The organism is Mesorhizobium sp. WSM4836 (assembly GCF_055811815.1).
Map to the genome: position 1 here is coordinate 73529 of NZ_JBVVQF010000014.1, position 14197 is coordinate 87725.

The 14197-nt window shown below is 58.8% G+C and carries 15 protein-coding genes and 1 pseudogene; 11 read left to right on the forward strand and 5 right to left on the reverse strand.

Annotated features, from left to right (window positions below):
* Positions 1-108: 108 nt before the first annotated feature.
* The 6 genes from AC0L2P_RS17775 to AC0L2P_RS17800 all read left to right on the forward strand — a co-directional run bounded on the left by AC0L2P_RS17775 (position 109) and on the right by AC0L2P_RS17800 (position 4197).
* On the forward strand, positions 109-681 hold the full coding sequence (locus tag AC0L2P_RS17775) for a L,D-transpeptidase (protein WP_473502617.1): 573 nt from the start codon (positions 109-111) through the stop codon (positions 679-681).
* Between the two features lie 194 nt (positions 682-875).
* Positions 876-1010: an ABC transporter gene (locus AC0L2P_RS17780; protein ID WP_473502618.1), complete on the forward strand. Its 135-nt coding sequence runs from the start codon at positions 876-878 to the stop codon at positions 1008-1010.
* Positions 1011-1158: 148 nt separating this feature from the next.
* The gene (locus AC0L2P_RS17785) at positions 1159-1731 is read left to right on the forward strand and encodes a hypothetical protein (protein ID WP_473502701.1); all 573 of its coding nucleotides are present in this window, start codon (positions 1159-1161) and stop codon (positions 1729-1731) included.
* A 200-nt stretch (positions 1732-1931) separates the two neighbouring features.
* A complete protein-coding gene (locus tag AC0L2P_RS17790) occupies positions 1932-2519 on the forward strand; it encodes a protein-S-isoprenylcysteine O-methyltransferase (RefSeq protein ID WP_473502702.1) in 588 nt (195 codons plus the stop codon).
* 11 nt (positions 2520-2530) lie between these two features.
* On the forward strand, positions 2531-3310 hold the full coding sequence (locus AC0L2P_RS17795) for a hypothetical protein (protein ID WP_473502619.1): 780 nt from the start codon (positions 2531-2533) through the stop codon (positions 3308-3310).
* Positions 3307-4197 (forward strand): SDR family NAD(P)-dependent oxidoreductase, encoded by an 891-nt coding sequence (locus AC0L2P_RS17800; RefSeq protein ID WP_473502620.1) that lies wholly within the window; start codon positions 3307-3309, stop codon positions 4195-4197. The genes AC0L2P_RS17795 and AC0L2P_RS17800 overlap by 4 nt, the downstream gene beginning before the upstream one ends.
* Before the next feature lie 212 nt (positions 4198-4409).
* Here AC0L2P_RS17800 and AC0L2P_RS17805 read toward each other — a convergent pair whose 3' ends face one another.
* Both AC0L2P_RS17805 and AC0L2P_RS17810 read right to left on the reverse strand, forming a co-directional pair.
* A complete protein-coding gene (locus tag AC0L2P_RS17805; RefSeq protein WP_473502621.1) occupies positions 4410-4550 on the reverse strand; it encodes a hypothetical protein in 141 nt (46 codons plus the stop codon).
* 287 nt (positions 4551-4837) lie between these two features.
* Positions 4838-6577: a mechanosensitive ion channel family protein gene (locus AC0L2P_RS17810; protein ID WP_473502703.1), complete on the reverse strand. Its 1740-nt coding sequence runs from the start codon at positions 6575-6577 to the stop codon at positions 4838-4840.
* A 658-nt stretch (positions 6578-7235) separates the two neighbouring features.
* On the opposite strand from AC0L2P_RS17810, the gene AC0L2P_RS17815 reads away from it, so the two are divergent.
* Positions 7236-7388: a hypothetical protein gene (locus AC0L2P_RS17815; protein WP_473502622.1), complete on the forward strand. Its 153-nt coding sequence runs from the start codon at positions 7236-7238 to the stop codon at positions 7386-7388.
* 50 nt (positions 7389-7438) lie between these two features.
* On the opposite strand, the gene AC0L2P_RS17820 is transcribed toward AC0L2P_RS17815, so the two are convergent.
* Positions 7439-7966, reverse strand: coding sequence for a hypothetical protein (locus AC0L2P_RS17820; RefSeq protein ID WP_473502623.1), 528 nt, complete (start codon positions 7964-7966; stop codon positions 7439-7441).
* 478 nt (positions 7967-8444) lie between these two features.
* Here AC0L2P_RS17820 and AC0L2P_RS17825 point away from each other — a divergent pair, with 478 nt between their 5' ends.
* A complete protein-coding gene (locus AC0L2P_RS17825; RefSeq protein WP_473502624.1) occupies positions 8445-8624 on the forward strand; it encodes a hypothetical protein in 180 nt (59 codons plus the stop codon).
* A 283-nt stretch (positions 8625-8907) separates the two neighbouring features.
* Here AC0L2P_RS17825 and AC0L2P_RS17830 read toward each other — a convergent pair whose 3' ends face one another.
* Positions 8908-9396, reverse strand: coding sequence for a pentapeptide repeat-containing protein (locus AC0L2P_RS17830; RefSeq protein WP_473502625.1), 489 nt, complete (start codon positions 9394-9396; stop codon positions 8908-8910).
* Positions 9397-9952: 556 nt separating this feature from the next.
* On the opposite strand from AC0L2P_RS17830, the gene AC0L2P_RS17835 reads away from it, so the two are divergent.
* Complete coding sequence (locus AC0L2P_RS17835; protein ID WP_473502704.1) at positions 9953-11200, forward strand: alpha/beta hydrolase; 1248 nt, start codon at positions 9953-9955, stop codon at positions 11198-11200.
* 139 nt (positions 11201-11339) lie between these two features.
* A pseudogene (locus AC0L2P_RS17840) lies at positions 11340-12270 on the forward strand (Tn3 family transposase); the annotation flags it as partial.
* A 447-nt stretch (positions 12271-12717) separates the two neighbouring features.
* Here the strand turns inward: AC0L2P_RS17840 and AC0L2P_RS17845 are convergent.
* A complete protein-coding gene (locus AC0L2P_RS17845; protein ID WP_473502626.1) occupies positions 12718-13107 on the reverse strand; it encodes an AI-2E family transporter in 390 nt (129 codons plus the stop codon).
* Between the two features lie 475 nt (positions 13108-13582).
* On the opposite strand from AC0L2P_RS17845, the gene AC0L2P_RS17850 reads away from it, so the two are divergent.
* Positions 13583-14182, forward strand: coding sequence for a hypothetical protein (locus AC0L2P_RS17850; protein WP_473502627.1), 600 nt, complete (start codon positions 13583-13585; stop codon positions 14180-14182).
* The last annotated feature ends 15 nt before the right edge of the window (positions 14183-14197 follow it).

The following is a 14197-nucleotide window of genomic DNA, read 5'->3' on the forward strand; positions in this document are numbered from 1 at the left end:
TCAATCCTGTGAATTCATTTTGCCACCACACAGCGAGACTTGGCCTGCGGGCCTTGGAATGCTAGAGACGAGGGCGGCGGTAGATGACCAGTTTCCTAGCAGGTAAAAATGGAAGAACACCACATTGCGCGCCGGGGGCTCGTGCTGGGTAGCCTGGCTCTGATGGTCTCCGGATGTACGTCGATTTCGTCCGCGTTCGGACCAAGGCAGGGCCTGAATCCTCGTTACCGACGGCAGCATGTGCGGTACGACGGAAACGAGCCGGCCGGAACGATCGTCGTCGATACTTCGCAACGTTTTCTCTATGCCGTCGAGACGGACGGGTGGGCGACGCGCTACGGCGTCGGCGTGGGCGAGCAGGGACTTTCGTTCAAGGGTACAGCGACCGTCGGCCGCAAGGCGGACTGGCCGTCGTGGACACCCACCGCCAGCATGATGCAGCGCAAGCCGCGCCTGGTGCAGTATGCAGGGGGGGTCCCTGGCGGACCAAACAACCCGCTTGGTGCGCGTGCCCTTTATCTCTATAGCGACGGGCGCGACACCCACTTCCGGATACATGGTACGAACGAGCCATGGACGATAGGCACAGCGGTATCGAACGGGTGCATCCGTATGATAAATGACGACGTCATTGACCTCTACGACCGTACTCCTTTGGGCACGACGGTGGTGGTTGTTTGATGGTGGGCAGGCCTGATCTCCGTTGGATGGTGAACCCTGCCAGCACGTCCGCAAAGGTGCCGCCGACAACCGGGTGGCAACTGTGTCATTTCTGCACTAGGCGTTGGTGTAGATCGCAGCTAACTTGGTGAGGCTGCATATCGTTTTTGTGGCGATTCTATAGGCTATTCCGCCCCCGGGGAAAGGATTGCTTGATGAACAGGATACTGATTGCAATGGTTGCTGTGCTCGCCGTTGCCAGCCTGAGCGGCTGCGCGAACGACTGGATCGGCAAAGGAAAGGGTAAGGCTCCGGCGCCCGCTCCAGTAGAGGAACCAGTGATTAAGTAAGGACCGGCTTGTATGGGGAAGGGGTGCCAAGCCCTTCCCCATACATACGCAGCCGGGGCTTTGGCCGGCTTCATAGCCTACGGCGCGGTTGGCGTGCATAGGCTGTCATTATGTCTGTGCTTTGTGAAGTTCGGGAATGGACGCGGCGATGACGCTTGTAAATAGCCGTCTCTTGCTTGTGGCGTTGGTGGCCCTCCCGGCAGCGGCATGTCAGACGAAAGACCTGCCGCCCCAGCCGAATTTCGTATCTTCTACCGATGGCGGAGCTGCGCCTCAAAAAAAGGACGAGCGATACTTCATCGAGTTCCGCTCCCGCTACGCCCTAAGCTACGGCCACACCTACGCAGTTTTTGGGCGCCTGGACCGGGCCGGGAGAATGATCGATCCCCAAGTCGCGGGCCTTCACCCGGCTTCGAACAGTGCGGTTCCCTATGTTCTGGGCCATGTCGTGCCGGTGCCAGCCGAAACCGGGTGGAGCGACGGTGATCTGGAAGAACCATACAGATCCGCAAGCTGGCAAATCATATTGACCCGGGCCGAATACGACAAAGTCGTTGCCTACATCCGCAAGCTGCAGGCGAGCTCGCGTGTCTGGCAGGCGACGGTCTTGAACTGCAACGGCTTCGTGGCGGACATCGCTCATTCCATGGGATATAAGACTCCCGCCATTCAGCTCCGGCCGCAACAATTCATAACCGAGCTTCGGGAGATGAATACATAACCAAGATTCGAGGGATGAATGGGACCGAATGCGATCGGTACTGCCCCTCCGGCTTTCGCGTCTGCGGACTAACTCGGAGAGGATCGCTGCGCCTGAAGGTCGGCCGGTGACGAAATCGAGGCGATGGGTGAAGTGGCCATACTCAGGGGCAGCTGCTACAGTCGCGATCGCAGAAAGGGCGCTGGTGACCTGAAGTGAGCATTGCGGCAGCCTCACTTGGCGAGGTCATTTGGGTGATCGGCATCGTTGCTTGGTACGTGATCCGGTATCCCTTCGAGCGCCGGGCAAGGCGCGTGCGAATTGTAACTGGCTACCGCTCACGTTCCGACATCGTCGGGCTTGCATCTGCTCTGTTTGGCCTCGCAATCCTGCCTGCCTTCTATGTTGTCACCGGCATGCCCGCAGCGGCTGACCACCCGGCCAGCGCGTGGGCCGTGGCTCTCGGCACAATCATCTTCTGCTCCGCGCTATGGGTTTTTCGCAGGTCCCACAAGGAACTTGGCCGGAACTGGTCGATTACGCTGGAGATCCGCGAACGGCATGAACTCATCTGCGCCGGACCATACGCCTTGGTCCGCCACCCGATGTATACCTCGTTCCTGCTCATGGCCCTCGGCCAGGTCTTTCTGCTGCCGAACTGGATTGCGGGCATATCGGGTTTGATTGGGTTCGCAGTCCTTTTCCTGCTGAGAGTGGACGAGGAAGAGCGTATGATGCTGGAGAATTTCGGCCCGCAATACCGTGCCTATATGGAAAAGACCAAGCGAATAGTCCCTTATCTTTATTAGAGGTACGTTTGATGCGAGGCCGAGCCCTCAAGCTTTCCGCGCCCCGGCGCCTTGTTGGCGATCTAATGAGGTTTTCGATCGGCGTGCCACGGATCGCGGTGCAGCGTCAGATGAACCTCGGCCCACTCGTAAGGGCTAGAATGGCGCAGCAGACCAGGCCCTCGTGGACCGCGATCTTCCTGAAAGGATATGCGCTTCTTGCCCTAGAGATGCCGGAGCTGCGGCGCGCCTATGTCAAGTTGCCCTGGCCGCAGCTTTACGAGTATCCGGCAAGCGTAGCCTCGATTGCCCACGAGCGCGAATATGATGGCGAGCCGGCCGTTCTGCTGAGCTGCATCAAGCGCCCGGAGCGCTACTCCATCACGGAACTTGAGGGATCCATCCACGCGGCTCGATCACGGCCGATCCTGGAGGTCCCGGAGTTCCGGCGTGCCTTGCGGATGGCAAGTGCGCCCGCGCCAGTCAGGTGGCTGCTTATGTGGCTAGGGTTGAACATCGCCCGGCAAAGGTCAAATTACTTCGGTACCTTCCAACTGTCCGTCTATTCTGGTCTCGGTGCGGAATCACTCAACCCGCTGACACCACTGACCACTCTTCTCAACTACGGTCCGATCGGCAAAGACGGATCGGTAAATGTCCGCATCCACTACGATCACCGGGTCATGGATGGAGCGAACGTCGCACGAGCACTGGAGAGATTCGAAAAGATCCTGAACGGCACTGTCGCCAATGAAGTGATGCTGCTCGGCCAAAGTGTTGACGCTCCTGCAAGACAGAGGAACGCGACGTGATTTCGCACGGTGAATTCCGGCCAGCCGTTGTCGTGATTGGCGGCTCGGGTGGAATTGGCCGGGCAGTTGCGAGCGTCGCTGCACGGGAGCGCGGTGCGGTTGTGCTGGTTGCCCGCTCGCCCGAGGGTTTGGCCGTCGCGGCGTCTGAGGTTCGGGAGAGGGGTGGCGAGGCATTCACGCTCGAGTTGGATCTCGTGGCAGGCGATGCGCCAATGCGCCTGGAGAGCTTCCTGTCCGCACATGGCCTGGTCTGTGATGTCCTGGTCAACAGCGCCGGCTATGGCCTGCGGGGCGCGACGACGGCGCTGCCTATTGATGGTCAACTCGGCATCATCGATCTCAACGTACATTCCCTCACAGAACTGACCCTCCATTTTCTGCCGGGAATGGTGGCGCGCCGACGGGGCGGGGTGCTCAATCTCAGTTCCGTGGCCGGGTTCGTTCCCGGGCCGTATATGGCTCTGTACTTCGCTAGCAAAGCTTTCGTGCGCTTCTTCTCAGAGGCGCTTCACCAGGAATTGCGCCGAACTGGTGTGACGGTCACATGCGTTGCACCAGGCCCGGTGTCGACGGAGTTTCTCGCAAGGTCAGGCGCCAATCAGACGGTGCTCTTCAACATCTTGCCCAAGGTGGATCCGGAGTATGTGGCCGAACGGGCGTGGCGAGGGTTCAAATCCGGTCGTCGCCTCGTCGTACCGGGAATCTCGGCCAAGTTGGCTGCCCTTGCGGCAGCGCTCCTGCCTTCGGCAGCGCTGCTGCCCCTGGTCGGCCGGCTGCAACGCGGCGGCAATGATCAATGTCCTTGCGGTTCAGGTATGAAGTTCAAAAAATGCTGCGGTACCCGCCAGTTCCAGCTACGCCGGGGCCCTCGGGGAATTATCCCCTGACCGATATGGGCAGACCGATCCGAGCCAGGCAATCGGAGGCATGATCCTTTTCGAAAATCGATGCCGATTTTCCTAGGTCATGCACAGACCATGGAGAAAGTAATGACGGAAGATGAGAGAGCAATCCGGTGGCTGGTCGAGACCTGGATGGCCGCGAGCCGGCGTGGCGACCCACGCAACTGTGCTCAGCCTGATGACGGACGATGTAGTCTTTATGGTTCCGCGAACTGACCCTCGGTCTGGAGCCCGAGGGCGGCGTCATCTGGATGTACGGCGCCAATGATGACGACGGGATCTTGGTCTTCACCGATGAAGGCATCGAGGAGGTCAAACTCCTCCTCGAAGAATATCATCGCGTCTCCCGATCGAAAGCTTGACCCAGCACTCCGGTGCTCAGGTCCTCATGGCCACCAGATACGCACGTCTGCGGTCTTCACCGGATGCGTACGCTGTGACCAGCAGTATCTCAGTCATGATTTTTCAGCTGTGGGTGGAAGGCTGGCCAGCGGGCGGTCAATACGTGAGGCACCTGCGGCCCATTGCCATTGCCATGTAAGTGCCCTCAGATCGACGACAAAGGTCCCCGGAAAAACCGGGCATGTTCCATCGTCGCTGCTCCTGCGTGATGGCGTATTGCTGACTATACTGATGCGTTGGCGATTTGCGCGGCCTTCTGCTTGCGCAAGAATTCCTTGGCCACGGCCGCCTCGCTGTCCGTCGAACCGGAAATCTCAACCGTGGGCACCGCGATGCGTATGCCATTTTCCTCGAACGCTTTTTTGATCATCATGAAGGCCTTCCGCTTGATTCCGAACTGCTCTCCCGGCTTCGTCATGAGTTTGAGCTTCAGGACAATCGCGAATTCGCCAAAACTGTCGACACCTTGCATCTTTAGAGGCTCCAAGGTGCTTGCCGCGAACTCCGGGTCTTCAGCAAGTTCCTGACCAACTTTCTTGATCAGCTTGCGCGCCCTTTCGACGTCGGAATCGTAGGTGATGCTGATGGTCCATTTTTCCATGACCCAGTCGCGGCTCATGTTCTGCACAGCGCCGAGTTCTCCGAACGGCACCGTGAAAATAGGCCCGCGGTGATGCCGTAGTCGGACGGACCGCAGGCTGAACGACTCCACAGTTCCTCTGTAGCTCCCACTCTGGATGTATTCGCCAACGCGGAATGCGTCGTCCAGCATATAGAAGACGCCGCTCAAGATATCCTTCACCAGGGTCTGAGAACCGAAGCCGATAGCAACGCCGAAAATACCGGCTCCGGCGATCAGCGGGGCGATCTGGACGCCAAGTCCGGATAGGACGGTCAGTGCTGCAACCGTCAGAATCAGCACGCCGAGACTGTTGCGGAGGATTGGTAAAAGGGTTCTCAGGCGACCGGCGCGCGCACGTTCGTCAGCGTCTTCGGCACCGACCTGCTCCGCCACAAATACGCGGTGGTCGATGTAAGCCTTGGCTAACGTCCACACTAGGTCGGCAATCAGCAGGACCACTACCGCATTGAAAACGCCGTAAATTATGTGGCCAGATACTGAGTCGTCCGAAATTGCGCTGACATTGAGGCGTGCCACAAAAAGCAGCCAGGCGACTGCAGCGACGATTACGATGGCTCGTGCGCCGCGGCCGATCAGGACCTTGGCAAGTGTAGCGCGCCAGCTGGTTCCGGTGAATGAGCCTGCATAGCTCTGGCTAAGGCGTCCAACGCCGGCGACAAGTTTGGGCAACAGCAAGGCATAGATGCCGAGCCACAGCAGGCCAAACATGCCGAACACCCAGAGCAACCAAAGGCCGGCCAGAAAGAGCGTGAGAAGGGAAGCTTGATGTCGAGAGACAGGCGTGATGCGCGGACGTCGCCAGACGAATTCCACGGCCACGGCCAATAGCCCGAGACCGAAGGCATAGGCGACAAGCCGTCGGACGTCGTCCGAGAACTGCAGATGCGACATCAAGCTGACGAACGCCCAGCCGAACATGAAAATGCCGGCAAACAGGCTAATGCGGCTTAGCCAATACGACGCTTCTCCAACTCGATCTTGCATGACGTCTGAAGAGACATCGCTGGAGGGTGATTCCTCCTCGCGTGTCAGGACCAAGCGCGCTGCCGTGCGCACTATGCGAAAGACAATGAAGGCGGCGAGAAAGGTCAATACTGTCTTTCTCAGCAACGGTTGCCAGTCGAACATCACGAAAAGACCGACGCTCGCGACGGCAAACACTAAAAGCGGCGGTATCTCACTCAGCGCTGCCCGGTGCAGCGGGGGTGCGGAGTCGCCCTGCCGGACGCCAAGCGAAGAGCGGTCAGTTAACATCCATTTGACCGCCCACTCGACCAGATAACCGACCAGGATAAGCGCAGCGATGATCACAAGCGTCATCCCCGGCCGTCCGGAATTCAGCTCGGTTCCAGCGACTTCGAAACCGCGTGCAAATTCCTTAGGTATCCGCGGTATGGCCTGCAACAGAGCGGCAAAACGCGCGTGCACCAAAGCTTCCCACCGGAGCAGCGCGTCCGAAATTGAGGTTTTTGGGGCGCCAGCCACCTGTGCAACAGCGCGAGTCGATGCGACCCCCACAAGCCCGCAGGTTATGGCACTAGCAACCGACCATCCGCTCCGTCGCAATATCATTGAATTCCCCAATGCCACGCCTGGCGTTCCGCCCAGGTGATGGTCCGAAGCGACAAGTTAACCTGAAAAGACACGTCGCCGCGACTCGGAAAAAGTAGCGTCATCGTGGTGAGGATGCTCCCGTTCGCGTTGATTCTGTGCGTTGCTGTTGGCGCAGAGCGCTGCAAGGATCCACAATGCGAAATCCCATCCCGTCGCGGAAGGTAAATTACGGTAACGGCCATAGCCTCGCCACCAACGCGCATCGCAGCCAGCTCGAAAACGATCTTATCTGCCACACGAAATAAAGGCTGCGATTGGCGTGACCCATGGGCCGCGATGTGAGAGGCAATCGACTGCCGTGGATTGTCGTGACACTGCCGTGGATTGTCTTGACCAAGAACGAGAACTTGAAACGACGATGCTCATGGCAATCCCGCCAATCACGGTCGCGCCGCTCGCGGCCAGTGTGGCGGGGATGGTCCAACCGCGCGTTGCCGAGCTGGTCAAGCTGGGTCAGGTCGTCGAGGCGCATCAACGTGTCAAGAACGCCAGCTTCGAGGGCTGCCGTGACCAGTAGCATCTCAGCTTGAATTTCAGCCTGTGGGTGGAAAGCTGCCGGGCGGGCGGTCAGTGCTGGAGGCACTTGCGGCCCATTGCCATTGCCTTGTAAGTGCCCTTCAGATCGACGACAAAAGTCCCCTTGGTTTCCGGGAACACGATCATTTTATATTTCTTCGCCACGTCGCGCTTGAATTTCGGGTCGTCTGTCAAGATGTAGCCGCCGGAATATCCGCCCTTGAGTTCGCCGCTCGTGCTAGTGGCCACACCACTATAAAGGTGGCCGGCCATAGAGACGAAGATTTGCGACTGGTTGCCGTTCTGAAGGCCGATATCTATCTTCGTGAACACGCCAAGATACCCGACCTCCTGATTCGCGGTAACGCCCATTTGCACAGCACTTGGGCCATCTTGGCGTACGATCAAGCAATCTCCGCGGGTTTTATTTGCATAGACTGTCCAGCCCTCGATGTCGTCCCCATATCGGACAAGCACATCGCTGGCCTTGGGAAGGGGGTTTTGGCTTTGTGCGTAGGCTGCCAACGCCGACGAAAGCGTTACTGACGTTGCCGCGATGAGTGTCATGAAGTTTCGCATAAATATTCGCATAAATATTCCCCTCGTGTGATAGGAATTTCGGCGCCTGTTCAAACTGCTGCCTTTCCGCTCTTTAGGGAAGGTAACTAACTGTATGCTACCCGTGTTAAATCAATCGGCGATTTCCAGTCCAGCTTTTCTGAGCGACCCGAGAAAGAATTTGACATCTTGCAGGCGAACGTCCTTCACCAAAGCTGGCTGATTTTGTTCCAGCCACATGCGTTTTTTCTAGCACAATTTTCTGCGGATATTCACGCGCGCCGCCAATCGCCGCGGCAGAGTCCTGGGACGCCGACGCGAACGGCGTTGCGGAGAAGGTGCGGCCCCTATACGGTGGAGTACCGCCGCCAGATCGAGTGTGATATCACCGATGCGGCGGTGGATTACATCGGCCGCGAGGCGAAAGCGAAGCAACCATCTTCCTTTCTCTATGTCGGCCTCACCAACATCCATTACCCTACACTGGCGGATGCTGACTTTGGGGGAAGTCGCGCATCGCTTCTACGGCGATGCGATCATGAAGCTGGATCACTGCAAAGTTCTCGACACGATCAAGGCGGCCAATGTGGAGGACAATACGATCGTGGTCCAGGTCTCGGACAGTTGGGCCGCGTCCACCACCGGCCCGGCTGAAATCCGTTTTTTGCCCGCTCAATAGCTTCATCGAGATACAACTATATCGAGATACAACTACTCAGAGTAATGCTTCCCCGAGTTGCTGCCGAGTTTCAATGCCCCGAAGCTCTAGAGATTCGCGAAGCAAGTCGGTCCAGCCGACCGAGAATTTGTCGTTCCTACTTGCCACCTTACGCGAGATTACAGTTAGTTACCTCCCTTTTCGGGGGCTCGCGTGTCAAGGAGGGACTGGGAGGGGTGCGCCCCTGCCAGATTACAGCGGATAGATCGGATGCGGTTGGCGACAGCCACCAGCGAGGACGCGATCATGAGGCTCCTGTCAGGCGTAGCGACCTCCCTGGTCGCAACTTTTGCACTAACGAGCACTGTTCCAGTTGATGCCGCACCGATCTTCGTGCCCAAGGCACAAAGCGCGCAGTCCGTTGTAATCCAAGTTCGAGATGGCTGGTACGGGGGTTATCGCGGCTACCGCCACTATCGTCCGGGATACCATAGGCACAACGACTTTTGGTTCCCCGCCGGCGCATTTGTCGCTGGAGCGCTGCTCGGCAGCATGATCGCCAACAACAACGGCTACTACGGCGGGTATTACCGAAACGGCTTCTACGGCGATCCGTATTACGGCGGACCCTATTACGGCAGACCTTATTATGGCGGAGCCTATTATGGCGGATCCTATTATGGCGACCGGTATTATGGCGACCGGTATTACCGCAACCGGTATTATGGCGACCGGTATTATGGCGACCGGTATTATGGCAATGGGTATCACTCAAACAGGTCCTATCGCCCATGCTCGCCCCGGGAAGCCGATTCCGGTAATTGCTACTAACGATCGTTGTCGAGGGCAGGGCGCCCTAGACTGGTCTTCTCTCCCGAGGACCGTTTCTTCGAACGGCTTACAATCAGAAAATTACCTCGCCCTCCACGTAACTTACGTTTCGCTACCGGCTCGGTCCGGAGTATCGGGGAGACAATACGAACCAATGAACGGTACGGAACGCCGGTTGGCAGACAAAAAGCGGTTCTTGGCGGCGGTGCGCCAATTTCGCCGTTTGCCGTCACGATGACGATTGATTCACAGGCTGGTGCTTGCCGCGGCAGATCGGGTTTTCTCTATGCCGCCGCGGTTCATTTCAGTCCCGGACGCGAGGGGGAGAAAATGGACAGTCGATTTGGGCAGCATCTGCGGAAGTGAAACTTACGTTGCGAGACTCCCACGTCGTTGTTCATACCTACTGACGCCGCCCGTGAATGGTGCGCCAGATCGGATTGGGGTCACATATTTGAGGGGTGGTCTTGGAAGCCAGTTCGTTAAGCACGTACGAGGTCGGCCGTGTCGTCAATGCACTGCTGGCATTCGCTTTGGTCGGCCTGTTTTGTGGATGCGCATCGCGTCCCACGAATGTGTTGTTGCCTGTCGCCGACACCTCGCCGTCATCGAGCAAGATAAACATGCTGGTAGCGACCACCCGCCGCCGATCTTCCAACCCAGCGCAGATGTATACGGGCGAGCGCGGAATGGCTCCCTCGTTTACCGACATGACGGTGTCGATCCCGCCGGCGTCGGTCCGCAAGGTCGGCGAGGTCGCCTGGCCCAAGAAGCTGCCATCGAATCCGGCAACCGATTTCGCGGTTCTGAAAGCCGAAGAATTGTCGGTGCAGTCGGCCAAGGGTTGGCTGCACGCCTCTGTCAGGAAGAGCCCGGACCATAGTGTCCTGGTTTTCATCCACGGGTTCAACAATCGGTTCGAAGACGCAGTCTATCGCTTTGCCCAGATTGCCAAGGACACGGGCACAAGCAGCGCCCCGATCCTGGTCACCTGGCCGTCGCGGGGCAGTACATTGGCCTATGGCTTTGATCGCGAAAGCACCAACTACACGCGAGATGCGGTCGAATTGCTGTTCCAGTACCTGGCTCGCGATCCCGAGGTAAAGGAGGTTTCGATCCTGGCTCATTCGATGGGCAACTGGCTTGCGCTGGAATCCCTGCGTCAGATGGCCATCCGCAACGGCGGCCTGCCAGCGAAGTTCAAAAACGTCATGCTTGCTGCGCCCGACGTCGATGTCGACGTTTTTCGCACCCAGATCGCCGACATGGGCAAACAGCACCCGCAATTTACACTCTTTGTCTCTCAGGACGATCGCGCCCTGGCATTCTCGCGGCGGATTTGGGGCAATATCCCCCGGCTCGGATCGATCAATCCGGAAGAGGCCCCCTATAAGGCAGAGCTCGCAAGCGAGAATGTAACTGTCATCGATCTGACGAAGGTCAAATCCGGCGACAGCCTGAATCACGGCAAGTTTGCCGCCTCGCCGCAGATCGTGCAGTTGATCGGGGCGCGGATGGCCGACGGCCAGACCCTGACCGACAGCAGGGTCGGTCTCGGCGACAGCATCGTGCAAGCGACGACCGGTGCGGCGGCGGCGGCGGGCAATGCTGCAGGATTGGTGGTTGCGGCGCCTGTTGCGATGGTCGATCAGAACACCAGAGAAAACTACGGCAACGAGGTCGAGGGCCTGACTGGCCGGCAAGCCAGCAAGAAAACAGACGCAGGTGGCAAGAAGTGCGATCCTACCAAAGGGTGCAAGAAATAGTCGCTGACGGGGGGAGGAGCTATGGCTATGAAAAACGATGACGCTCCTTCAAATGCCGGAAGACATAGCAATGGCTGCAGTCGATGCCGCCTCCGCAACCGACAACCGATCGCGTTCTACTGCTATCGTCCCCACCATCCGTGCGAGCGACCGAGCGGCAAAACGCGGTAACGTCACACTATGGCAGCGAACCGGGATCGAAATTCTACAGTCACCTTTCGGACACCTGTCGGACCAGTACGGCTATTTCAGTATCTTGCCCATCAGCCCCACTGAGAGCGAAGCGGCCTACGTGCTCGATGGCCTGTTCGACCAGGATACGATCCTGGATATGCAGGAGCATTTTACTGACACTGGCGGCGCGAGCGATCACGTCTTCGGGCTGTTCGCCTTTATCGGCAAACGCTTCGCGCCCCGGCTACGCAACTTCAAAGATCGAAAGTTCCACACATTCGAGAAAGGCGACGCCTACCCGGCGCTGACGAACCACATCGGCGCACCAATCAACACCGCGTTGATCCTTGACCTTTGGGATGACCTGCTACATCTGACGGCGTCGATCACGACGCGTGCCGTCGTCCCCTCGACAATCCTGAAGCAGCTCTCGGCGTCTCCGAAGGAAAGCCAGTTGGCCAAGGCGCTGCGGGAACTCGGCCGGATCGAGCGATCACTGTTCATGATCGAATTGTATTCGAGCCCGGCCTTGCGCCGGCGGTGCCAACCCGGCCTCAACAAGGGTGAGGCAGCGCATAAGCTCAAGCGCGCGGTGTTCTTCCACGAGCGCGGATAAATCCGTGACCGGTCATTCGAGAGCCAGGCGTTCCGCGCTTCCGGTCTTAATCTCGTCGTCAGCGCCATCGTCCACTGGAACACCGTCTATCTTGACCGCGCAGCCACGCACCTGCGCATGGCGGGTCGGACTATCCCGAATGACCTGCTCAAACACGTCTCGCCGCTCAGTTGGGAAACACATTAACCTAATCGGCAGCTACACCTGGGATTCTGAGCACCAGATGCCCGAAGGCTTTAGATCGCTTCGCTTGCCACCACCAATCCGACGGGCGGCATGATCTGTTCATATCCGTTCGACCTTAGCGTACGATTTTGAGCAGCTCTTGTTCTGATCCCACGTTGCGCGTTGCGCAGACCATCCGCGCTCACCAGACGGCGCATCGCGCTCGGGCCGGATCGTTCCCGGCAATCGCTTTCGCTTTGGACACGATCATCGCGCCAGTATCCAGGCCAATCGCTGCATCACCTCGCGCTCGCGCGGCGCCGTCATCAAGGCACCGGTACATCGCGAGCAGCGAACGCCGTCCGCCTTATCCGCCGGGCAGAAGCATGCTGATGTCAAGGGAGAACCTCGGTGAGGACCCAGGCCGCAAATCGGTTATGTGCGCGGCCTCGCGGCATAGGATTGGGATCCGGGGTTATATCACCGCGGGTGCCGAGGCAATCCACGGCACCTACCACGTACTTTGCGTCCGGCCCAAGGGCCAAGCGGAGTGGGCAGTTCCCTAGGATACTGCCGCCGGTTTTCTGGGTTGCCTCCGCCTGGCCGCAAGAGACTTCTCGACCTGGCTCGTTATGACCCCGCTCCCTACACCCTCAGCCATCCAGGCGTTCAGAAGCGTATAGGTGACAGCGAGCACTGTCGGGCCGATGAAGATGCCCAACACCCCGAATGCGATCAAACCGCCGACGACGCCTCTGAGTATGAGGAGCATGGGCAGATCGGCGCCTCGCCTTATCAGCACGGGACGAATGAATTGGTCCACCGTCATCGCGACTATGGCGAACACCAGCAGCACCGTTCCCCACAGCATATCGTTAGAATAGTACATCCAGATCACGGCTGGAACGAGGACTAGGCCGGGGCCCAGTTGGATCAGGCACAAGACGAACATCAATGCCGTCCGGCCGGCGCGATGTCGGATTACGAGAACAATTCTGCGAAGGCCCGATCGTGCGCACGGTACCCATTAGCTGGCGTGTCGCATGGACAGGCCCTGACGAACAACATGCGGCCGTGGCAGAGCCGGAAATGGGACGACCTTCAGGTCGCCGTCACGCCATTAAGCAGGACGATCTCGTGGCTCCAGTCGAACTGGTAGGCTCGCCCGCCGGGAAGAACAACAGCACCGCCGCCGCTGACGCGCGCGCCTTCGCCCAATTCCTAGTGTAGCCCCCGATTGGACGCCGATATGCCCGCCTAAAGAGATTGAATTTGCTGCCAAACTATGACGTAGTTACGCGGACGATACATAACGCGCGTTGACGCAACGAGTCTGGCCTGATCAACTTCGACCGTATCCGAAAAGTGCGCCGATACGGGTCGCTGCGCCAGTGCTCCTAATAGCGCAGCCAGAAGGAGTGGCGGTGATGTCCGACACGATCAACCCCGCGGCACCGCATTTCATACCGTCGTTCATCACCGCGCCGGGAGAAACAGATTATCTGGTCTACGGCGTGGCCGTATTCCTCATCATCCTGGTCATGTTCCTGGGCGTCATGTATTTCTGGCTGCACTCCATACCCGAGCGCATCGGCCACGGGTCGAGCAAGATCCAGTTCCAACTCGTGGCGGTCATGTCGCTGTTAGCACTGTTTACGCACAACAATGCGTTCTGGGTCGGCGCGCTGCTGCTTGCACTGGTGCCCATTCCCGATTTCTGGACGCCCCTGGCGGAGATGGCGGAGTCGCTGGCGAAAATGGCCGGGCGGCGTCTGGGTATTGCGGCGGCGGACGGGACGCGAGTTACTGCGTATGAGGAAGGCGCAGCGTCGGGGCCGCACGCCCCCGTCGCGCCGGCTGGCTCGCTGCAACTGCATGAGGCCGGCATCACATCGCGTCAGGTCGAGAACGGCGCCCTCGCTCGTGCGACAGCGGCCGAAGCAGGTCACCCCGAGCCGCCGGTTTCCGACAACCAAGCGGCCGCTGCCGCGGCGAAAGCCCGGCGGCAAGCGGCGCGCCTTGACTAGGGAAGGGGCATAGCC

What these genes read in the sequence shown, in the direction of transcription:
- AC0L2P_RS17830 (WP_473502625.1), bottom strand. Translation starts at nt 9,396, where the DNA reads ATGGGCGATAGGACCTGTTTGAGTGATACCCATTGCCATAATACCGGT.
- AC0L2P_RS17810 (WP_473502703.1), bottom strand. Translation starts at nt 6,577, where the DNA reads ATGACGCTTGTGATCATCGCTGCGCTTATCCTGGTCGGTTATCTGGTC.
- AC0L2P_RS17820 (WP_473502623.1), bottom strand. Translation starts at nt 7,966, where the DNA reads ATGCGAAACTTCATGACACTCATCGCGGCAACGTCAGTAACGCTTTCG.
- AC0L2P_RS17780 (WP_473502618.1), top strand. Translation starts at nt 876, where the DNA reads ATGAACAGGATACTGATTGCAATGGTTGCTGTGCTCGCCGTTGCCAGC.
- AC0L2P_RS17785 (WP_473502701.1), top strand. Translation starts at nt 1,159, where the DNA reads ATGACGCTTGTAAATAGCCGTCTCTTGCTTGTGGCGTTGGTGGCCCTC.
- AC0L2P_RS17775 (WP_473502617.1), top strand. Translation starts at nt 109, where the DNA reads ATGGAAGAACACCACATTGCGCGCCGGGGGCTCGTGCTGGGTAGCCTG.
- AC0L2P_RS17795 (WP_473502619.1), top strand. Translation starts at nt 2,531, where the DNA reads ATGCGAGGCCGAGCCCTCAAGCTTTCCGCGCCCCGGCGCCTTGTTGGC.
- AC0L2P_RS17805 (WP_473502621.1), bottom strand. Translation starts at nt 4,550, where the DNA reads ATGATATTCTTCGAGGAGGAGTTTGACCTCCTCGATGCCTTCATCGGT.
- AC0L2P_RS17850 (WP_473502627.1), top strand. Translation starts at nt 13,583, where the DNA reads ATGTCCGACACGATCAACCCCGCGGCACCGCATTTCATACCGTCGTTC.
- AC0L2P_RS17845 (WP_473502626.1), bottom strand. Translation starts at nt 13,107, where the DNA reads ATGTTCGTCTTGTGCCTGATCCAACTGGGCCCCGGCCTAGTCCTCGTT.
- AC0L2P_RS17815 (WP_473502622.1), top strand. Translation starts at nt 7,236, where the DNA reads ATGGCAATCCCGCCAATCACGGTCGCGCCGCTCGCGGCCAGTGTGGCG.